The following is a 20,830-nucleotide window of genomic DNA, read 5'->3' as shown; positions in this document are numbered from 1 at the left end:
TGCACTAGCTTTTTTTATGAGGCATCATCTTATTGTTATCTTGCGGATGTAAATTCCCAAGTGTCATCAAATCTAGAACTATTGCTACTGCTGGTCCCGCCTGTAGTGATATAACCTTTACCGTTAAGGGAGAAACCAACTGCTGATTCTCTGGCGGACGCGCCGGCGGAGGTCAATGCTTGGTGCTTGTCGGTCCAAGAATCTGATGCAGGGTCGTATTTCCATACGTTGCCCAATACTGAACCTTTTTGACCGCCTACCACATAGCCGTAGTTTCCGAACGCAAATGTAGCCGCATTCTGACGTGTTAAGTCATACGTATACTGGCTATCATCTCTTCTTATTGGGTTAAGTGTAACCCAGTTCGTTCCGTCGAAAGAATGGAATTCTTCAGGATATTGATTGTTACTGATGCCACCACCAACATAGGCTTTATTTCCAATTACAAAGGCAAAAGCATGGGATTTCTTATAGGTAAAAGGAACGTTGGTTACCGATTCCCAAGAATCGCTACTCGGATCATATTTGTAAAAATCGCTAAATGTTTTATCTGTAGGAGTCATCCCTAAGCCTACATAAGCGTAGTTACCCAATGCAAAAGCAACGGCACCGAAACGGGCCTCTCCTGGAAAGTCAGCCACTTTTTCCCAAGATTGAGTCGTCGGGTCATATCGGTGGAAATCTTTTAGTGCCGTAGTACCATTATATCCTAATCCTACATAACCTTTACCATTTACTGCAAATCCTACTGCACTACGACGCGCATCTCCAGAGAACTCAGCAGCTATTTCTTCCCACGCGGCACCGTTAAATGCCCAAGTATCACCCAATACGGTATTTGTTCTTAAGAGACCGCCTACTACGAATGCTTGATTATCAATTGTAAATGTTGCGGCCTGATTTCTGGGATCGCCTCCAAAAACTGCGGATCTCGTCCATTCTGTAGGACCATCGTCCGTCGAGTCTTCATCGTCACTTTTCTTGCAAGAATTCAAAGATGTGAAAGCAATAGTACAGGCTAAAAATAAGAATAGCCAATTTTTCTTGTTCATAAATTATTTAAATTTAGTATATACAATGTTTAATTTAATTTTTGGTAAATTATTTTCTGTCGCTATCAATGCCATATTTGCTGTGCTAAATAGGTTTGGTGTAGACGAAGTCAAAAATAAAGAGGTGTTGTAACTCTCCACGTTATTAACTGTGTTGATGTATTCAATTAAATCAAATACATACCTTGCATTTCTGCCCATAGAATTTCCATTAATATAGGGAACCTGCTGAATGGTCGAGGAAAAAGGAGTAGGTACATAAGAGAACGGAATCCCGTTGTCATTTGCAATTAAAAGCATGACAGATGAAGGGTTGGGAAAGGGGTTAAAGAAAAACTCTCCTGTCGTTTCCACAATGAGCTGTGCTTTATTAATTGAGATATTAGGTTCGTTCATGAATTCTTTTAACGCAGGAATGTCCAATTTCGCTACAACTCCTGTGCCGGCTTGAAGAAATACCTGACCGTTCGTTTGGCTGCTTTTTATTTCTTTGTTGCTTGCGTTAAGAGCGGCAAAAGGTGTATTTGCGCGATCGTACTCAATATTATTGAATTGAAATGTTCTGTCTCCTGTAGTGATACTCTTTACGCCATGTTTATTAAATCCATCATTTCCGATATAGGAATAGTTGATATTAACGGCTACCGTGTCACTAAAACCTAAAATAACCGTATTTTGATCATCAGGCACAATTACCAATCCTTTAAGGTATTGCTGAAATGCTTCGTTTGAAGCTACATTCACATTATTGGATACGATCATATCGAAGATTTCATTCCCCAAGGTGTTGTCTAGTTTAATACTTAACGTATCTAAAGATCTTACAAACGGATTGAAAGTTAATGAACCAAGGGGCGAATTGTCATAATCGAATTTTTGATCCGAGAAGATTGTTGGTCCGGTTACAAAAATTGGAGTGATATTTCCATTAACAGTTGAACTGATGTTTTTTGTCTCTAGTTCTTGCGTAAGCCGATGTACTGTTATTTTTTGTGCAACAGTGGTATCCCCATAAAAGTACCTATTTGTTCTAGGTTTAATAACAAGGTTAATTGAATCAAAAACTGCGTCATTAGGAATATCGTTTGTGAAATTCGTGAAAGCCAATTTAAAATACGATGTTGATTTGACCGATCCGGTTTCTTCTTGTGAAGTTTTTCCCAGCAATATCGTGCCTGTTGTAGCTGAAGGCAGATTGCTCATCTGAAAAGTTGATGCATTTACGGTGATTGAATCTACAACTGTGATTCCGAAGTTTTCATTCGTATTACCTAGAGATACACTCATGTCTTTGTCACAACTCCCTAGTGTAATAATTATAAGTGACGAGAAAGTAAGAAAAGTATATTTAAAACGTAATAATTGCCTCATATTTATTTATTGACATGCAAATGTAAATATTACCAACTGTTAATATGTGTTATAATATGTTAAATGTGGTAATTGTCATGTGTGATGCAAATCTAACAATTTAAATTTGTTTTAGTAATGTTAAATAAGTATAAAATACTAATGCTGATGATAGTCCTCACATTAGTAGGAATTGTAATGGTATTGTCGATCTGGCTAATTGGTAGTTACCAAAGTCGGCAAGAACTTGTGGTGTCAGACATTGAGAGAAGTTTATTTAATGTTATTCAAAGTTACTACGATGATCACGAGGAGAGTTTTCGCGAAATGCGAATGCGCAATAATAAGCAGAATGGAGATCGCTTCATCAATCAAGTCATTAAATTGTATCCTGAATTGAATAAAGAAAAGCTATCCGCGATGCTGGATTCGTTAGGAAGGGAGAGGCGAAAAACGTTCGAACGCAAACGTATCCGTTCCACAGAGAAGGAAGAACCATCTCAGATCTTCCCTTCTTTTATGTTGCAAAATATCGAGTTTAATGATACCACGTTGCGACAAATGAATGTGCTGATGGACGAGCTCCTTAAAACGAAGAATATAGATGTTCCTGTGAACATCGAGCTGGAAAAATTGGATTCCTTGCCTCGGCATTCTGCATATATACACATCCGCACAGATGAATCTGGCAATCTAACGACTCGTCCTATCTTGATTAATTCTCATAATAACGAGTTCCTTGTTGCCAGAATTGACGACCCGAAAGCTTATATTCTCGTCAAGATGGGCTGGCAATTGGTACTTTCTCTGGTGTTAGTTTTGGCATTATTAGGTAGTTTTATTTATCTACTGTGGACGATTAATAGACAGAATAAGTTAGCACTTATGCATAAGACATTTGTAAATAATATGACACATGAGCTAAAGACGCCTGTGGCCACTGTGATGGCCGCGATAGAGGCGGTACAACGCTATGGTGCAAAAGAAGATAGTGTGCGAATGGAAAAATATCTCGATCTATCACGAAAAGAATTGGATCATCTTTCACAAATGATAGAGCGCGTACTGCATTTTGACATGAATGGTGCCAATGGTGTGAAATTGGAATTTACCAACTTTGATGTCGTTAAACTGATGAATACCTGTATAGAAACTGTTAAGATCAGTTTGCAGAAAGATGTACGATTTAAGGTGACGTCAACTTCTCCGTTGATATCCATCGAAGCGGATGAAGCCCACATTAAAAATGTAATCACGAATTTAATCGACAATGCGGTTAAATATTCGACTGAACATGTGGATATAGTTATTTCTATCGTTGATCACCCCAAGAATATTGAAATTAGCATCAAAGATAATGGATTGGGAATCGCGCCGGTGTACCACAAGGATATATTTGATCGGTTTTTTAGGATTCCTACCGGGAACCTGTATTCGGTTAAAGGATTTGGCTTAGGACTGGCTTATGTGAAACAGGTGATCGATCAACATCATGGTTTTATAGAAATAGAAAGTGCTTTAGAGAAAGGTACAACATTTATAATCACTTTGCCCAAATCAAGCGTATGATTGATATTTTGTATGTAGAAGACGAACAAAGTCTTGCTATGATTGTTACAGATAGTTTAGAAGATCAGGGATTCGCTGTACGGCACCGGGAGAATGGCCAAGAGGCGTTATCGGCTTTTAAAAAAGAAAAGCCGGATATTGTAATTTTGGATATCATGATGCCGCTAATGGATGGTTTTACGGTTGCCAAGGAGATCAGAAAGCTCGATCCTCAAATTCCTATCCTTTTTTTATCGGCAATGACCCAAACAGAGGATGTTGTACAGGGCTTTAAGCTTGGTGCAAACGATTATGTGCGAAAACCCTTTAAGATAGAAGAACTAATTGTACGCATAGAATCTTTGGTGAAAAGGCGGAAAATAGGTGTTCATCAAGTATATATCATTGGGGATTATCTGCTGGATACAACGAAGAATTTGTTATCCTACGGTGATGAAAAGGAAAAATTGTCTTTTCGGGAATGTGAATTGTTGAGACGACTTTTCGAACACAAAGACACCGTGGTGCCGCGCGACGAAATTATTAAAGCGTACTGGAATGATGATACATACTTTACGGGCAGAAGTTTGGACGTTTTTATCAGCCGCATACGAAAATATTTGTCCAAAGATGAACGAATTAAAATAACAAATGTAAGAGGAATAGGATATATGTTAAATATTGGTTAGTTTGTAAAAAAGAAACATAAATTAAAGCGTAACAGATGAAATCACTTATTATCGTAGATGTACAGAATGATTTTTTGCCAGGAGGCGCTTTAGAAGTCAGCAAAGGCGATGAGGTCATTTCGGCAATTAATCAGTTGCAACGGGAATATGATTTGGTGGTGGCCACACAAGATTGGCATCCGAATGATCATCTAAGCTTTGGTTCCCAGCATCCAGAGCATAATCTGTTTGATGTGATTGATCTGAATGGTTTCGCACAGAAGCTTTGGCCAAACCATTGTATGCAGGGCACACTGGGGGCTGCCCTTGCTGATACACTCGATCAACATCGGATTGAGGCAGTATTTCGTAAAGGACTGGAAAAGGAGATCGACAGTTACAGCGGTTTTTTTGATAACGGGAAACGAAAAGTGACTGGTCTACATGGCTATTTACAGTCCCGCGGTGTTACAGAAGTACATGTATGTGGACTGGCAGCAGATTTCTGTGTCTTTTTTACGGCAATGGATGCGTTGGAACTGAGGTACAGGACGGCCATTATTTCACGAGCGACTAAGGCAATTGATAGGGGCGAGTTTATGAATAAGAAAGAACAATTTGTCCAAAAAGGGGGGATGCTCCTTTAGCTATTCTATTAAAAATTTCTGTTTCCCCCATCATTTCGCTCACCACCTCTTCCGCCTCCAAAATTTCTCAGGTTATATGTAAATGACAATAAGAAATACCTATTTAGGGTATTCGACCTAACGTCTGAGATGGAGGTTATATCTGCAGTCCGGCTTATGTTTTGAGCGTTATTCAGTAAATCAAAGCCTTTGATTGCCAATTCGCCATTCTGTTTTTTAAATAATTTGTAACCCAAAGATGCATTCCAAATATTAATAGCTATTCCCTCGGAACCTGAAATACCACTGTTATATAGGTACATTAGGTTTGATGCGACGACCCACTTTTTAAATAATTCAACTGTCCCGCTTCCATTTACTCGATGTATGTATGTATCAGTTGATAATTGAGTGGTTAATGGGTTGTCGTTATATGTTGCACTGATCGCGTAACCTAAGCGGAAGATATACAGTTTACTGAAGTTTGTGTTAGCTCCCACTTCTTGTCTAAAGCCATATTGCGTACTGTTCAGAAGGTCGTTATTAAGGATTTCGAAATTGTTTTCGTAGAATAGGCGCGTGTTAAGGTTGAGATTAAGCTTCAGTTTCTTGAGGGGCAGTCCATAGCTATTGTTTAACCGTACCGTGTACGCACCATCTACATTTTCCGGTACAGTATATTGGCCGCCGGCTCCTAATATAATGTCTTCACCCTCCCACTCAAAAAGAAGGATAGTGCTATCAGTTATAAATTTAGATGTGATAATTTTATTGTTGGTGTAATTCAATTCAACATTAGTTGTCAGACTCCGTCCCGATTCTCTATTTACATCCCTGTACCGCAACCGTAATCTATGGTCGTATTCCTGTTCTAAATTTGGATTACCATTCGTGATCCGTAGCTCGTTTTGATTATTTACAAAATCCTGCAGCTGGTTGATCGACGGTGTATTGGTAGCCGTATTGTAGTTGAATTCTAGACTTTTTGCCTTGGTGAAATTGTAAACCGCTGTGAATTCCGGAAGAAAACTTCCGAAATTTGCCTCCGTCTGTAAATTAATGGGGACGGTTCGTTCATTTATTCGTATGCCGTGCTGATAATTAAGACCCGCCTGAATACGTAGGGAGTCCTTTTTATTGTAAGAGTAGGATAATCCAGCACTGTGATATTGGAAGTCGTTTCTAAATTCGTTCGACAGTCTATCGCGTAATTCACCTAATTGTCCTGTTTCCGCCAAGAATTCGAATGTTTCCCTATCCGAGTAATTCGACGTATTTCTGAAATTGTAGTTCACTTGAAGGCGGCTCCTCATGGAAATGTTTTCGGTGTAGGATATTCTGTTGTTAAATCCGGAACCATATCCATTGGTGACACTTTTATTGTTATTGGTATCGATGCGACTCAATAGCGTGTCCTTGTAATATTCGGTGGTTGCCAGATTTAGCCCCGCTGCATCATTTGTGTTAGCATTCCCATTTAGATTCAACGAGATCGATCTTCCATTTTTTTTGAACCGGTGCATAAAGGTAAGACTAGCGCCAATAGAAAAATTGCTGTTTTCATTGTCACCAAATCGGTCAGACTGATTGATCAAATCTTCTTTATTCCGTGTCGTGCGACTATAGGAATCATTGATACGATTTGTTTTCGTAAAGGAGAGGTTAGGTGCAAAATCAATGCGGTTTGCGGAATCGATCTCCAAGCGAATTCTGGAATTCGCTTTATGTTCTGTATTTCTTTGATCGGAATATTGATTTTGCTCCCTGAATTGATTGGCCCGCGAGTCAGATAGATATTCGATGTTTGAAAATGTATTGGTTTCTGTTGTTACGGATTCAACTTTATAATCAGCACTTATGTCCAATTTCTTGTCGAAATATACATTGTTAAAGTTAATTGCCCCTGCGTAGGTATCTGATAGTCCCCTTTCGGTGTTGTTATTTCCCCTACGTCCGCCTCCACGACCTTGTTCGGAAAAGTTGGTCTCATTGATGTTGTTGGCCATCATATTTATGGCGATTTTTTTATCGCCGTTGAAACTATTCAGGTTCGTTGAAAAACCAAATTTGTCTCCATCCCCTTTTCCTCCGTTTGCTTTTCCAAAATATCCGTGACGTCGATCGGGTTTCGTGACAATGTTGATGACTTTATTTCTGCTGCCGTCATCAAAACCTGAAAATCGCGCCTGTTCTGATTTTTCATCTATTATCTGAATTTTGGCAATGATTTCCGCTGGGAGGGTCTTTAACGCTATCCGGGGATCTGTAGAAAAGAATTCTTTTCCATCTACTATTATTTTGGTCACTTGTTCGCCATGTGCGGTGACATTACCATCTTCATCCATCTGCACACCTGGGATTTGAGCTACCAGCTCATCTGCATCTGCGAATTCGCGAGTGGCGTAGTTTCTAGCATCGAATTCCATCGTGTCTCCTTTAAGTACTACTGCTTGTGGAACGGTTATTTCTACTTCTTCTATTTCAATCTCCGCCGGCTCTAATCGGAACAAAAAATGTTGAGGTTTGGTGTCGACCGTTGCGGCTTTCTTTTCGGCTTTAAAACCGATAAAATTCGTTTCTACAAAATAATTGCCTTTTTTTACGTTTGTAATGGTAAAAACACCGCTTTTATTTGTGGTAGCAGAAATTGTAGACGAGTCCTGTGTATTTAAAACACGTATCGTTACGCCTTCAAGCGGTAAAGATGTTGTTTTGTCGATAATATTGCCAGAAATATTTTGCTGTGCCAAAGCAGGTACAGCGCAAAATAAAAACAGCACAAAAATCAACCTTTTTACGTTTAATTTAGCAGCATTCACAAGTTAGTAATTTGTGAATGTAATTATAGCTAAATCTTCGTTAGTTAACTTCATTATCATGAAAATGATACAATCCTTCGCTTTGATACCCATCAATAGTATCGCATCTTTGGATTGGCTCGATAGTTTTTGTTGTGAAAAAACGGTAAGTTATCTAAGTTTGTAAGAATAAGTGTATTTTGTAAAATGAAGGAATCGATGTTGAGTCGTAAAGAAAGGATTATGGTGAAGGCGTTGGGTCTATTTGCGGAGAAGGGCTATGCAGATACATCGACAAAAGAGATTTCTGCGGCCGCCGGTGTTTCTGAAGCGCTGATTTTTAAGCATTTTGGCAATAAGGACGCATTATTGGCTAATTTGATTAAATCAGGATATCGACGCGTATTGCAATACCATAAAGGTATGATGACGTATAAAAGTGCGAAAGATTTTCTGAGAAACATGATCTTTTTGCCTAGCAAATTGGTTGCTGAAGAGCCAATGTTTTGGAAACTTCAAGAACGATTATCGCATATTCCGTTTTCTAAGCAACAGCACGATCAGTTTATGAAACCTGTTCAACCAATTATTCAACGAGCGTTTGTAGAATTGGGATATGACAATCCAGAGTTGGAAACACAATATTTATTATTGATTATTGATATGCTTTGGAAAAAAGAAGCTTGCGGCGAAATCGATAATTCTTTGGCTATTGCTAAGTTATTGGAAAAAAAATACAATCTCCTATAATAATTTTGCGTTTTTATGCTTTTTGAAAAAAAATAACGCACAAAACTTTATAAGTAGAATTATAATACGTTTCTTCGTATCATAAACTATTGCTATATGTTTAAAATAATTTTAACACACGTATTCGCGTTGCTTTTTATAGTAAACGTAAATGCACAGAAGAAGCCTGATTTTGTTCCATTTATTAATAAGCAGCACCAATGGGTCGATTCTGTTTTCAGTTCATTATCTCCTAAAGAACGGATTGCACAGTTGTTTTTAGTAAGGGCCCATACCAATCTAGGACAGAAATATATTGATTCTGTAGCACAGGTAATCCAAAAAGAGCAATTGGGTGGGTTAGTTGTGTTCCAGGGTGGGCCTGTCCGTCACGCTAATATGTATAATGCGTATCAAAAACTTACGAAAGTTCCTTTGTTGATTACATTTGATGGTGAATGGGGGATAGGTATGCGTTTGCCAGATTCTACACTTTCGTTTCCGTATCAGATGACATTAGGCGCTATGCAGAATGACAATCTTTTATATGAAATGGGGCGTGAAGTAGCCAAAGATTTTTTACGAATAGGAATGCATTTCAATTTTGCGCCTGTGGTGGATATCAATAATAATGCAAATAATCCGGTTATAGGCTTTCGTTCTTTTGGGGACAACAAGCAAAATGTAACACGTAAGGCAAAAGCATATATGGACGGGATGGTTGATGGAGGTATTATAGCGTCGATTAAGCACTTTCCCGGACATGGCGACACCGATGTCGATTCGCACTATGACCTTCCCCAATTAAATTTTTCCAAAACCCGTTTGGATACCTTAGAAATATTCCCCTTCCGTGAATTAATACGGAGCGGAGCTCCAGCCGTTATGGTTGCGCACATGCATATTCCTGCCATGGATGCGACGCCTAATATTCCCTCCTCCATTTCGAAAAAGGTAGTTACTGGTGTTCTTCGTAATGAGTTGGGTTTTAAAGGTCTTACGGTTACCGATGCGATGGATATGAAAGGGGTCAAGAAATTCTTTCCGAACGGTGAAGCGGATGTAATGGCTATAGAGGCCGGACATGATCTATTGGAAATATCTGAAAATAGTGCACGCGCTATCGACCTGGTAGAAAAAGCAATCAAAAGCGGACGTATTAAACAGGCTGATATTGATGCGAGAGTCAAAAAAGTTCTTGCTTCAAAATACTGGTTAGGATTGAACAACTACCGACCAATAAATACAAATGGTTTGGTAAGTGACTTGAATAGAGCTTCTACCAAATCGCTTATTCAACGTATGGCTGATGCTTCCGTTACACTATTGAAGTCAAATAAGCGCATTCAGTCTTTTGATACTAAAAAGACTACTGCCGTAGTAAGCTTGGGAATTAAGTCTGCGCAAGAATTCGAGAAAGGTCTAGCTCTCCAACTTGCTGATGCGACAAATTACTATATTACAGGTGAGGAATCCGAAGAGGAACTGAAACAATTGATTAAAGACATACGAGGTCACAAACAAATTGTGGTGGCGATTCATGATGACCGTATGCGACCAAGAAATGAACTGCTTATCAAAGAACCGGTAAAAGAATTTGTTGATAAAATAGCAGGTAGACGTACGATTACGGTTATGTTTACGAATCCTTATGCATTAAATTCGGTAAAGATAGATAGAAGTAGTTCGATTTTGCTGGCCTACCAAAATGAAGGATTTATGCAGCGGGCCGCATTGAAAGCCCTGCTTAAGCAATTAAAGCCTACAGGAAAGTTGCCAGTTACGGTTAATAAAGAGTTTTCGTACGGAAAAGGGGTATAAGATAGCCATGAGTAATGGATAGGGTCAGCTCAAGTAGCTGACCTTTTTATATATAGTTTGCATCAATGGTCATTGAGAAATTCCATATAAACCTTATGCTTCTAATGTTACCGCTAATTATAAAGGTTTTTTCAAGAACAATTAGTTGTTTGGTTTATTCTCTTTAAGTTTGTGAAACTTAAATACGAGAATGGCTAAAGAACAAATTTCCATATTTGATATGTTCAAAATCGGTATCGGACCTTCCAGTTCACATACATTGGGACCTTGGCGGGCGGCCGAGCGATTTATAAAGGTTTTGAAAGAGAAAGACATATTAAAGGATGTGGAACAAGTGAATGTTTTACTTTACGGATCCTTAGCGAAGACAGGTGTGGGCCACGGTACAGACGTTGCTGTGCTACTCGGTCTTAGTGGAGATGATCCAGTTACTTTTGATGTGTCTCAGGTGACGCCTAAAATCGAACAAATCAGATCGAACAAGAAGCTGCTTTTGGCTGGCGAACATCAAATTGACTTCTTCTATGCCGATCACCTCTTGTTTTTATATCAGGAAAGTCTTCCGTTCCACCCCAATGCGCTGACCTTCCAGGGGTTTTTGAAGGGGGGGAAAGCGATATCCGAAACCTATTATTCTATTGGAGGGGGCTTTGTCATCCAAGAAAATGATGCTCAAGGCTTTTTATCGGAGATAGATTTACCTTTTCCGGTCGATACTGCACAAGAGTTGATGGTGTGGTGCATGAAGACGGGATTGAAAATATCGGAGCTTGTTCTCGAAAATGAACTGGCATGGAGATCCGAGGCCGATACAAGAGCAGGTGTCTTGCAGATTTTTAACGCAATAAAAGAATGTATCTATAAAGGATGTCATAGCTCGGGGACCTTGCCAGGCGGCTTGAACGTCGAGCGTCGAGCAGCTAAATTGAGCAGGCGTATTACGAAAGACCGAGCTTACGACAGTTACGATACTTGGATTAAAGCTATTCGCGAAGGAGGTAAGGATTTTGGTTATATATTAGATTGCGTCAGTTGTTTCGCGCTTGCTGTGAACGAAGAGAATGCGTCTTTTGGAAGAGTCGTTACGGCACCGACTAATGGCGCTGCCGGTGTAATCCCTGCAGTCTTACAATATTACATTACATTTTATGACGCGTACAACGAGAGTAAAATTTTGCAATTCATTGCGACAGCTTCGGAAATAGGCTCTATTTTCAAGAAAGGTGCTACGATTTCCGCAGCAATGGGAGGTTGTCAAGCGGAGATCGGTGTTTCTTCGGCCATGGCAGCAGGTGCCCTGACGGAATGTCTGGGTGGTTCGCAACGGCAAGTGCTGATGGCAGCAGAGATTGCTATGGAACATCATCTTGGTTTAACCTGTGATCCCATCGGTGGTTTGGTACAGATTCCATGCATTGAGCGTAATACAATGGGAGCCATAAAAGCGATTACAGCAGCTCAGTTGGCTTTGCAATCCAATCCTGATAAAGCAAAGGTAAGCTTGGATGCAGTCGTCAGCACGATGTGGGATACTGCGCAAGATATGAATGTAAAGTACAAAGAAACGGCCGATGGTGGATTGGCGATTAAGGTTCCGTTGAGTTTGCCGGAATGTTAGTAGTAGGAACAAAATAAATACACATATGAAATATTGTGCAATCGCTTCTGGAAGTAATGGAAATTGTTATTATATAGCAAAAGGAGAAGATGCAGTATTAATTGATGTAGGCATTAATACCAAACATATTGAGTTGCGAATGGGTAATTTGGGGATAGATCCATCACGTATTAAAGCTATTTTTATTACACACGAACATTCCGATCATATTCGAGGCTTATCCGTTTTTTGCAAGCGCTATCAGATTCCGGTATATTGGACGGCGGGTACTTGTCAGGGGTCCCGGCTTCATCTGCCGTCGCATTTGGTGCACATTATTTCTGCGAATGCGCGAATTAATATCGGTGAAATCTCGGTGTTGGGAATCCCAAAGTTTCACGATGCAAAAGAACCCTGCAGTTTCGTTGTAACGGACGGGTCGACTAATGTGAGTATTATGACAGATCTGGGGCGAGGTTGTGATAATGTAAAACACGTCATTCAACATTCCGACGTGTTATTATTAGAAAGTAACTACGATGAAGATATGCTAGAGAAAGGGCGTTATTCTTATTATCTTAAAAATCGCATCCGTAGCGGATGGGGACATATTTCAAATAAAACTTCATTAGAACTATTTTTAGATTATCGATCTTCTCGACTTAAGCACCTTATTTTAGGGCACCTTTCCGAACAAAATAATACCGTGGAACTTGTTGAGCAAACCTTTCTGTCACACTGTGATAGTATTAAGCTCTCCATTGCAACTCGGTATCAGGAAACGGATATGTTTGATTTGGAAGACATACTGCAACTGCGGCAGATTGGCGCATAATTTAATTAATGAAAAGCACAAAATTAACTGTTCGACTACAGACCTAAGCCAATTCCATCTTGAACAGCGAGACTATATGGTTTTTTAATGTTTCTTTTACCTTCTCCATATCGAGTTTATGCCCTAGTTCTCTTTCCATAGATGTTACATCCTTGTCGTCTATTCCACAGGGCACAATATTCCCAAAATAATCGAGATTAGTGTTTACGTTAAACGCAAAACCATGCATGGTGACCCATCTGGATGCACGCACACCCATTGCACAAATTTTGCGGGCTTTATCATTGTCCGGATCAAGCCATACACCTGTATATCCAGGATTACGACCCGCTGCGATGCCGTAATCTCCCAAAGTTAAAATAACGGCCTCTTCTAGCGTACGCAGATATAAATGTATGTCCGTGAAAAAATTATCCAAATCCAATATAGGATATCCTACAATTTGTCCGGGGCCATGGTAGGTGATGTCGCCACCGCGATTTATTTTATAATATGTAGCCTGCTTTGCTTCCAAGCCTGCCTCATCCAGTAGTAAATTTTCCGGCTTTCCTGATTTGCCTAGCGTGTATACATGAGGATGTTCTGTAAAAATCAAATAATTAGGAGTAGGATCCTGTGTATCGTTTATTCTATTATCATGTTTTATAGCAAGAGACTTTGCAAATATATCCTCTTGCATAGTCCATCCTTCTTGGTAATCTACCAATCCCCAATCAATAAACTGTACTTTTTTGTTCATTTTAAAGCTGTAGGTCTTTTAATGTGAGCAACTGTGTCTTAATACGATCTCCTTCACTTCTTGATTTGATACGTTTCTATCTGTCGATGATGTGAAGATATATTAATACAATAAATTGTTATAGGGATAACGTTCGTTATGCATTTTCACAATGATATCGTATAGTTTTGTTTTAAACTCTTCCATATTTGTCTTGTCAGTAGCCGAAATAAATATTGCAGGTTCCGAATTCTTGGCCATCCATGAATTTTTAAATTCCTCCAACGTCACTTTAATTTCTTCGCCATCTTCATCTATTTCTACAGGAGGTTTATAGGCGTCAATTTTATTAAAGACAGTAATCACCGGTTTGTCTAATGCATCTAGATCTTTCAGGGTTTCATTTACTGCATGGATGTGATCTTCAAAATTAGGGTGAGAAATATCGGCTACGTGAATTAGGATATCCGCTTCACGCACCTCGTCCAACGTAGATTTGAAGCACTCGACAAGGTGATGAGGCAACTTGCGTATGAAACCGACGGTATCAGATAGTAAAAAAGGCAAATTATCAATCACAACTTTACGTACAGTCGTATCAAGAGTTGCAAACAATTTGTTTTCAATTAGGACATCCGATTTTGAGACCATGTTCATAATGGTCGATTTACCCACATTTGTATATCCTACTAATGCTACGCGGATCATTTCCCCACGATTTTTACGTTGGGTTTCGTTTTGTTTGTCGATTTGTTTGAGTCGTTCCTTAAACAAGGAAATCTTATTTAAGATCATCCGTCTATCACTTTCAATCTGACTTTCACCAGGACCACGCATACCGATACCGCCTCGTTGGCGTTCGAGGTGGGTCCAAAGCCTCGTCAAGCGAGGCAATAAGTACTGTAATTGCGCCAACTCTACCTGCGTTTTCGCTTGGGCCGTCTGGGCATGTTTTGCAAAGATGTCCAGAATCAAGTTTGAACGATCGAGCACTTTGATGTTGAAAGATTTTTCAATATTTCGTAATTGTGAAGGGGACAGTTCGTCATCAAATACAACGATATCTATTTCTTCAGCATCTATGAAATTTTTAATTTCCTCTAACTTTCCGCTGCCGACAAAGGTCGCACGATCCGGATAAGCGAGTTTCTGGGTGAAAATACCTTTCGTTTCACCTCCGGCTGTCTGCACTAAAAAATCCAGTTCCTGTAAATAGTCTTTTGCGGTATCGTCAGATACATGAGGAGTTATTACAGAAACTAAAACTGCCGTTTCAGGTTTTATTGCGGTGTCGTATATTTTTGTTTTTGCCATTTAATACTATTGAAGTTGGAGCGTTGAGAAAGTTCAAGCTCTCTATATTGGACTAAAGAAATAATAAATTTAAATTCTCTCTCTAATTAACAATACTGCAAAGATAATTGTTTTTTAAGAAATTTTATCCCAATTGAAAAGCGGGGAGCGTTGGTTGAGGTAATTAGCTAGCAATCTGTTTTTTTCGGAAGAAAGCGACGGATCTTCTTTGAATATCTCTATTACCGTCGCACGGGCTTCTGCCAGGATAGCTTGATCACTGGCTAGGTTTGCGATTTTCATGTCCAGTACACCAGACTGTTGTGTCCCCGAAATATCTCCGGGTCCACGCAATTGAAGATCAACTTCCGCGATTTCAAAGCCATCATTCGTGCGTACCATTGTTTCTAAGCGTTGACGCCCATCTTTGCTTAATTTGTTTCCTGACATGAGGATGCAATACGATTGCTCTGCACCACGGCCTACGCGACCCCGTAACTGATGTAATTGCGAAAGACCAAACCGCTCGGAATTCTCAATCACCATAACGGAGGCATTCGGAACATTGACGCCCACCTCTATCACCGTAGTAGCCACCATAATTTGGGTTTCGCCTTTGACAAATCGTTGCATTTCGAAGTCTTTGTCTTTTACGGGCATTTTGCCGTGTACGATGCTGATTTTATATTGAGGCAAAGGGAACTCACGTTGTAGATTTTCTAATCCGGCTTCCAGATATAACAGATCCAGTTTTTCGCTCTCTTTGATTAATGGAAATACGACATACGCTTGCCTCCCCTTTGCGATTTCATCGCGCATAAAGCCAAACATACGCAAACGTGAACTTTCAAAAAAAAGAACCGTTTTTATGGGCTTTCTTCCTGCTGGTAGTTCATCGATAACCGAAATATCTAGATCGCCGTATAACGTCATTGCCAAGGTGCGCGGAATCGGTGTTGCGGTCATTACAAGCATATGTGGAGGAATGGTGTTTTTACGCCAGAGTTTGGCGCGCTGCTCTACTCCAAATCGATGTTGCTCATCGATTACTACGAAGCCAATGTTTTTGAATTTTACTTTATCCTCTATCAGCGCATGCGTCCCAATTAAAATGTCCAAAGTACCCTCCTCCAGTTCTTGGTGTAGTACGCGGCGTTCTTTGGTCGAGGTTGATCCTGTCAGTAGTTTGATTGTGCAGATGCCTTCGCCGAGTAGTTCTTTCAGTCCTGTATAATGTTGGGTCGCCAATATTTCGGTAGGCGCCATCATACAGGCTTGATAACCATTGTCTACGGCCAGCAACATCGACATCAGAGCGACAACCGTTTTGCCGGAACCGACGTCCCCTTGCACCAATCGATTCATTTGTGCTCCTGTATTGGTATCCAGTCGGATCTCTTTCACAACGCGCTTTTGCGCATTCGTGAGTGGAAACGGTAATCTCTCGTTGAAAAAAGTGTTAAATTTGCCTCCTACCTGATCAAATTGATGGCCCTTATATTTCTGTGTATTGAGTTGTTTGTTGCGTAATAAACGCAGCTGAATGAAAAATAGTTCTTCAAACTTAAGTCTTTGGATCGCTGCATTCAATTCATTCACATGCTGTGGAAAATGGATAGCCACCAATGCCTGTGGATAAGTAAGAAGCTGATGACGTTCCAATATATAACTTGGTAGACTTTCCTGAAGTGTACGGAAAACGGTTTCCAAAGCTGTTTGTTGCAAGCGCTGAAGTCCTTTCGTATCAAGATTGAATTTTTTAAGCTTTTCAGTAGAAGAATACACGGGTTGCATGCTCATATTACCTACTTTCTTCTCCTGGGAATTATAAAGATCCATTTCTGGATGTGTAATGGAGATCTGTCCATTGAATTCTGTTGGCTTGCCATAGATAATATACGCAGCACCAATTTTTAGATTTTTCTTTAGCCAAGTAATACTTTGAAACCAAACAAGTTCTATCATACCGGTATCATCCCTAAGCTGGCCTACTAATCTACGGGATCGTTTTTCGCCCACTTCCTGAAGATTCATCAATCTTCCCAATACTTGTGCTCCTACTAAATCAGGATGAAGCTGTTGTATTTTATAAAATTTTGTCCTGTCAATATAGCGAAAGGGATATTTTTGTAATAAATCGCCAATAGTGAATACCTGCAGCTCTTTTTTGAGTACATCCGCCTTTTGGGGTCCTAAGCCTTTAAGATATTCTATAGGGGTAATTAAACTTAAATCAGCCATTCTATTGAATGGCTAATTTAAGGATTTTGTATGGGAGATCCGATATCAAATTAACGGATTTACAATTGTTCGCTCATTTCTATAGCGCTAATCTATATCTCGCTCCGAGTGCAAACCATCTTTTCGGCATAGGCACGGCAGCTGTTTCGATGTACGATTGATTGAAAAGGTTGGTAATATCGGTATAAAAGGAGAGTTTAGACAAATCATATCCAATCCGCAGGTCTGATATCAAATAAGTAGCCTTGTGTTCTCTTTTCAACAGCCTGTTATTGAAACTTACACTCAGTTGATTTTGTATATACGTGGTTCTGAGTACTAATTGATGCTTCAGGCTTTCGAGACTGTATTTTGAATCCATCCCCTCAGATCTCACCGTACTTACCGGAGTCAAATAATTATAGCTTAAGGTGTATTGGAATCGCGATCTGGCATGAATCGGTACCGCCTGACTGGCCCTAAAATTAAATCCCTGCATTTTATTGTTCCCGAAGTTGAACGGTTGGTAAGGCTCGTCTGTAGATTCTCTTATTCGATCTATAAATCCAGAAATATCTCTGTAAAAATATCCCGTTTGCAATTCAAGATTAGATTTTTTGTAATGTAGCGCAAATTCATATTGCCAGGCATTTTCAGATTCCAGATCAGGATTTCCGATATTGCCAGGCCGTTGATTAAGATATAGATCGGTAAAGGATGGGATGCGTTGACTTGATCCGATATTGAACGCTAATTTCCATCCGGGATGGAATAGATAACCTACGTCTACACCTGGAAAGACCTGCCATCCGTATTGGGTATTGTAATTCAGGTAACTTCCGACATTCCAGATCATGTTTTTGATGCGTTCGGTCTTAAATTCTGCATACACGCCATGGTTATACCGGTGATGATCTCCGATGTTTGTACTGTTAATCTCTTCTGAACGGCTTTCCAAACCAAATCCAACATCACCAATGGACGTATTCCAGATCGAATTTACCTCTGCTGATAGCACATCCGTATGATGTTGGGACCGTGCTGTATTTAAATCGTGTCGAAAATAGCGGTAATCATCCGCATTGTAGCGATAGCTCAAGCGGGGGCGCAGACTAAACCTATCACTGATTTGATGACTTGATGAGACACCAACTAATTTTGTTTCTACAATTTCATAAGATTCTCTGTCGCCCGGAGCTGCATAAAAGCCGTTGGCACCAAACTCATTGTAAAGGTATCCCGCGGTTAGGTCTAACGCGTTTCGCTCGTCAATCTGTAACCTGCCCTGATAGAATATCTTGGTGTTTTCTGTACTGCTGTTATAGCGTTGTCCGTTATATTTATCCTTGCTTATGGAGACCACATGCTGATGGGTATTGAAAGTAAGGTTCCCGCCTACCTGTAAGCCACCTCCCCAATATAATCCTTCGCCATCATTTTCTTCTTTCCCCTCAAAAGATGAACCCGCATAGGCATGGGCTGAAATAACGGACTGTTCGGGCTTTGTCGTCACTATATTTACAGCCCCTGTAAGTGCATTGATACCGTATATCCTTGCTGCAGGTCCTTTTAGGATTTCAATGCGTTCAACGTTTTCTAAGGATACAGGGATATTCATTGAATGGTGCGCTGTTTGTGGATCAGAAACCTTTATGCCATTGAGAAGGATTAAAGTCTGTTCAAATGAGCCACCGTCTATACTGATATCGGCCTGCGCCCCAAAAGTGCCACGTTGCCTGACGTCCACACCGCCGATAAAGCTGAGTACTTCATTAATGGATTTTACAGGAAGCTGTTCAATCTCTTGCTTGGTAATGATTTGTATGTTTCGAACGTTTTTGTTAAATGGAGTTTGTAATCTGTTCTCAGATATGATGACTTCATGTAAAATTGTGGAATCACCTATAGTTTCCTGTCCCATAGAGATCAAAGGACAAATAAGGGAACAAAATAGTATTGACTTTGTTAGCATTGTAATGATTGTGTTTTAAGTTGTTTCTGTTGAACTTTTTCGTGTTCTTATTTTGTTTTTGACAAAAGTCGTATCTTTCCGGCTAATTCAAGTGTACCAGTTTTTATAATATGAGTAGTCCGGTTGATTTACCTTTTTTGAGTTTTATTCAGTTAGATAGGAATGTGTCGAGTCCTGTTTATATACAGGCTGCCCAACAGATCATTAATGCCATTCAGCGCGGTCATTTGCTGATCGGCTCTAAGCTTCCCGGTACACGGAGCTTGAGCGATATATTGCAAGTTCATCGCAAAACGGTTACTGCAATATATGCAGAATTGGAGGCGCAGGGTTGGGTCGAAGTCCGTCCCAACAAAGGTACTTTTGTGCTTAATCCAGGAGACGGTGGATTAGCCGCCAAAACCTCAGATATGCCCATATCGTTGGCAAAATATCCAGAAAAAACGGGATATTTTTTCAACAAATCAAATATATTGGACAGTCCGTTTGAATATTCACACTGTACCTACGGATTCAATGATGGTGTTCCGGATATCCGGCTGATGCAGATGCATAATCTTTCTCGGATTTATAGTGCAACGATGAAACGTAAAAGTAATCGTAAAAAGTTAGGAATGTATAATCAAGAAGGAAGTGAGTATTTCAAAGCACAATTGAGCACGTATTTGAATCTTTCAAGGGGCTTGCACATTACGCAAGAAAATGTGTTAATTACCCGAAGTACAGAAATGAGTTTATATATTATTTCTCAATTGCTGATTACTACCGGTGATCTGGTGCTCGTAGGCGAGCTGAGTTTCTTTTCTGCCAATATGGTATTTCAGAAGTCTGGCGCCCGTATACGGACCATACCGATCGACGATCAAGGGATTCAGGTAGATTATATCAGGGATAATTTTGGACCAGGCTCCATTAGATTGATTTATATTACACCACATTATCATTATCCTACTACGGTAACATTAAGCGCACAGCGTAGAATAGCCCTGTTACAATTGGCTGGTGAATATGGGTTTGTAATTATCGAAGACGATTACGATTATGATTTTCAGTATGAACAATCAGCCGTAATGCCTCTTGCGAGTGCAGATACACAGGGAATGGTTATCTATATCGGCGCTTTCGGGAAATCGTTGGCTCCCGGTTTTAGAACGGGGTTTGTGGTGGCTCCATATAACTTGATGTGTGAGATGAGGAAATACCTGGGGATTATTGACCGGCAAGGAGATATTATTATGGAGCAGGCTTTAGGAGAAATGATTGAAGAGGGGGATATCAATCGTCATTTGAAAAAGTCACTTAAGGTCTACCGTGAAAGGCGCGATCTATTTTGCGAATTATTAGTTGATTTTCTCCCGGAGGTTGTGTCTTTCAAGAAACCCTCAGGAGGCTTGGCTCTGTGGACAGAATGGAATGCACCATTTTCGTTGTTGAAATTTGCAAACAGTTGTATCCAAGATAATCTTTTTATCCCCAAAACGTTATTGTATCAAAACGCTAAGGTGACAGCTATGCGTTTGGGATTTGGCCATTTAAATGAATCAGAAATGGAACAATCAATTGCTATTCTCAAATCAAGGCATGACAAAATGAGACACTAACC

General features: G+C 39.9%; 15 protein-coding genes. 8 read left to right on the top strand and 7 right to left on the bottom strand.

All coding sequences use genetic code 11. The features are described from left to right. Positions 1 to 35 precede the first annotated feature (35 nt). Positions 36 to 1,052 carry a Kelch repeat-containing protein gene (locus C4F40_RS18875; protein WP_196940979.1) on the bottom strand — a complete coding sequence of 339 codons (1,017 nt, stop codon included), beginning with the start codon at positions 1,050 to 1,052 and terminating at the stop codon, positions 36 to 38. A gap of 3 nt (positions 1,053 to 1,055) precedes the next feature. Next, positions 1,056 to 2,339, bottom strand: coding sequence for a DUF4270 family protein (locus tag C4F40_RS18870; protein ID WP_196940978.1), 1,284 nt, complete (start codon positions 2,337 to 2,339; stop codon positions 1,056 to 1,058). Positions 2,340 to 2,570: 231 nt separating this feature from the next. Here C4F40_RS18870 and C4F40_RS18865 point away from each other — a divergent pair, with 231 nt between their 5' ends. Genes C4F40_RS18865 through pncA form a run of 3 tightly spaced genes read left to right on the top strand, consistent with a single transcriptional unit; the run spans position 2,571 to position 5,265 of the window. Beyond that, positions 2,571 to 3,971, top strand: a complete 1,401-nt coding sequence (locus C4F40_RS18865) for a sensor histidine kinase (RefSeq protein WP_196940977.1) — start codon at positions 2,571 to 2,573, stop codon at positions 3,969 to 3,971. Then, positions 3,968 to 4,639: a response regulator transcription factor gene (locus C4F40_RS18860; RefSeq protein ID WP_196940976.1), complete on the top strand. Its 672-nt coding sequence runs from the start codon at positions 3,968 to 3,970 to the stop codon at positions 4,637 to 4,639. The genes C4F40_RS18865 and C4F40_RS18860 overlap by 4 nt, the downstream gene beginning before the upstream one ends. 35 nt (positions 4,640 to 4,674) lie before the next feature. Further along, on the top strand, positions 4,675 to 5,265 hold the full coding sequence (gene pncA / locus C4F40_RS18855; protein ID WP_196940975.1) for a bifunctional nicotinamidase/pyrazinamidase: 591 nt from the start codon (positions 4,675 to 4,677) through the stop codon (positions 5,263 to 5,265). An 8-nt stretch (positions 5,266 to 5,273) separates the two neighbouring features. Here pncA and C4F40_RS18850 read toward each other — a convergent pair whose 3' ends face one another. Then, positions 5,274 to 8,024, bottom strand: coding sequence for an outer membrane beta-barrel protein (locus C4F40_RS18850; protein ID WP_231390139.1), 2,751 nt, complete (start codon positions 8,022 to 8,024; stop codon positions 5,274 to 5,276). A gap of 237 nt (positions 8,025 to 8,261) precedes the next feature. On the opposite strand from C4F40_RS18850, the gene C4F40_RS18845 reads away from it, so the two are divergent. The 4 genes from C4F40_RS18845 to C4F40_RS18830 all read left to right on the top strand — a co-directional run bounded on the left by C4F40_RS18845 (position 8,262) and on the right by C4F40_RS18830 (position 13,024). Beyond that, a complete protein-coding gene (locus C4F40_RS18845; protein WP_231390138.1) occupies positions 8,262 to 8,792 on the top strand; it encodes a TetR/AcrR family transcriptional regulator in 531 nt (176 codons plus the stop codon). Positions 8,793 to 8,888: 96 nt separating this feature from the next. Then, positions 8,889 to 10,592 carry a glycoside hydrolase family 3 protein gene (locus C4F40_RS18840; RefSeq protein ID WP_196940972.1) on the top strand — a complete coding sequence of 568 codons (1,704 nt, stop codon included), beginning with the start codon at positions 8,889 to 8,891 and terminating at the stop codon, positions 10,590 to 10,592. 190 nt (positions 10,593 to 10,782) lie between these two features. Beyond that, entirely contained in the window at positions 10,783 to 12,210 is a 1,428-nt protein-coding gene (locus C4F40_RS18835; RefSeq protein ID WP_196940971.1) for an L-serine ammonia-lyase, read from the top strand. Positions 12,211 to 12,235: 25 nt separating this feature from the next. Beyond that, the gene (locus C4F40_RS18830) at positions 12,236 to 13,024 is read left to right on the top strand and encodes an MBL fold metallo-hydrolase (protein ID WP_196940970.1); all 789 of its coding nucleotides are present in this window, start codon (positions 12,236 to 12,238) and stop codon (positions 13,022 to 13,024) included. A gap of 43 nt (positions 13,025 to 13,067) precedes the next feature. Here the strand turns inward: C4F40_RS18830 and lipB are convergent, their stop codons facing one another. The 4 genes from lipB to C4F40_RS18810 form a co-directional block, all read right to left on the bottom strand. Beyond that, entirely contained in the window at positions 13,068 to 13,763 is a 696-nt protein-coding gene (gene lipB, locus C4F40_RS18825; protein ID WP_196940969.1) for a lipoyl(octanoyl) transferase LipB, read from the bottom strand. A 102-nt stretch (positions 13,764 to 13,865) separates the two neighbouring features. Then, a complete protein-coding gene (gene hflX / locus C4F40_RS18820) occupies positions 13,866 to 15,056 on the bottom strand; it encodes a GTPase HflX (protein ID WP_196940968.1) in 1,191 nt (396 codons plus the stop codon). Between the two features lie 114 nt (positions 15,057 to 15,170). Then, a complete protein-coding gene (gene recG / locus C4F40_RS18815) occupies positions 15,171 to 17,276 on the bottom strand; it encodes an ATP-dependent DNA helicase RecG (protein ID WP_196940967.1) in 2,106 nt (701 codons plus the stop codon). Positions 17,277 to 17,355: 79 nt separating this feature from the next. After that, positions 17,356 to 19,176, bottom strand: a complete 1,821-nt coding sequence (locus tag C4F40_RS18810; RefSeq protein ID WP_196940966.1) for a TonB-dependent receptor plug domain-containing protein — start codon at positions 19,174 to 19,176, stop codon at positions 17,356 to 17,358. A gap of 161 nt (positions 19,177 to 19,337) precedes the next feature. Here C4F40_RS18810 and C4F40_RS18805 point away from each other — a divergent pair, with 161 nt between their 5' ends. Continuing rightward, positions 19,338 to 20,828: an aminotransferase-like domain-containing protein gene (locus C4F40_RS18805; RefSeq protein ID WP_196940965.1), complete on the top strand. Its 1,491-nt coding sequence runs from the start codon at positions 19,338 to 19,340 to the stop codon at positions 20,826 to 20,828. Positions 20,829 to 20,830 lie beyond the last annotated feature (2 nt).

This window comes from Sphingobacterium pedocola (genome assembly GCF_015209965.1).
In the GTDB taxonomy this organism is placed as follows: domain Bacteria; phylum Bacteroidota; class Bacteroidia; order Sphingobacteriales; family Sphingobacteriaceae; genus Sphingobacterium; species Sphingobacterium pedocola.
This window is presented reverse-complemented; position numbering and strand designations above follow the sequence as displayed.

Excerpts from the sequence above, each read along its gene's own strand:
- C4F40_RS18875 (WP_196940979.1), bottom strand. The coding sequence starts at position 1,052 with ATGAACAAGAAAAATTGGCTATTCTTATTTTTAGCCTGTACTATTGCT.
- C4F40_RS18870 (WP_196940978.1), bottom strand. The coding sequence starts at position 2,339 with ATGAGTGTATCTCTAGGTAATACGAATGAAAACTTCGGAATCACAGTT.
- C4F40_RS18865 (WP_196940977.1), top strand. The coding sequence starts at position 2,571 with ATGATAGTCCTCACATTAGTAGGAATTGTAATGGTATTGTCGATCTGG.
- C4F40_RS18860 (WP_196940976.1), top strand. The coding sequence starts at position 3,968 with ATGATTGATATTTTGTATGTAGAAGACGAACAAAGTCTTGCTATGATT.
- pncA (WP_196940975.1), top strand. The coding sequence starts at position 4,675 with ATGAAATCACTTATTATCGTAGATGTACAGAATGATTTTTTGCCAGGA.
- C4F40_RS18845 (WP_231390138.1), top strand. The coding sequence starts at position 8,262 with ATGTTGAGTCGTAAAGAAAGGATTATGGTGAAGGCGTTGGGTCTATTT.
- C4F40_RS18840 (WP_196940972.1), top strand. The coding sequence starts at position 8,889 with ATGTTTAAAATAATTTTAACACACGTATTCGCGTTGCTTTTTATAGTA.
- C4F40_RS18835 (WP_196940971.1), top strand. The coding sequence starts at position 10,783 with ATGGCTAAAGAACAAATTTCCATATTTGATATGTTCAAAATCGGTATC.
- C4F40_RS18830 (WP_196940970.1), top strand. The coding sequence starts at position 12,236 with ATGAAATATTGTGCAATCGCTTCTGGAAGTAATGGAAATTGTTATTAT.
- lipB (WP_196940969.1), bottom strand. The coding sequence starts at position 13,763 with ATGAACAAAAAAGTACAGTTTATTGATTGGGGATTGGTAGATTACCAA.
- hflX (WP_196940968.1), bottom strand. The coding sequence starts at position 15,056 with ATGGCAAAAACAAAAATATACGACACCGCAATAAAACCTGAAACGGCA.
- recG (WP_196940967.1), bottom strand. The coding sequence starts at position 17,276 with ATGGCTGATTTAAGTTTAATTACCCCTATAGAATATCTTAAAGGCTTA.
- C4F40_RS18810 (WP_196940966.1), bottom strand. The coding sequence starts at position 19,176 with ATGGGACAGGAAACTATAGGTGATTCCACAATTTTACATGAAGTCATC.
- C4F40_RS18805 (WP_196940965.1), top strand. The coding sequence starts at position 19,338 with ATGAGTAGTCCGGTTGATTTACCTTTTTTGAGTTTTATTCAGTTAGAT.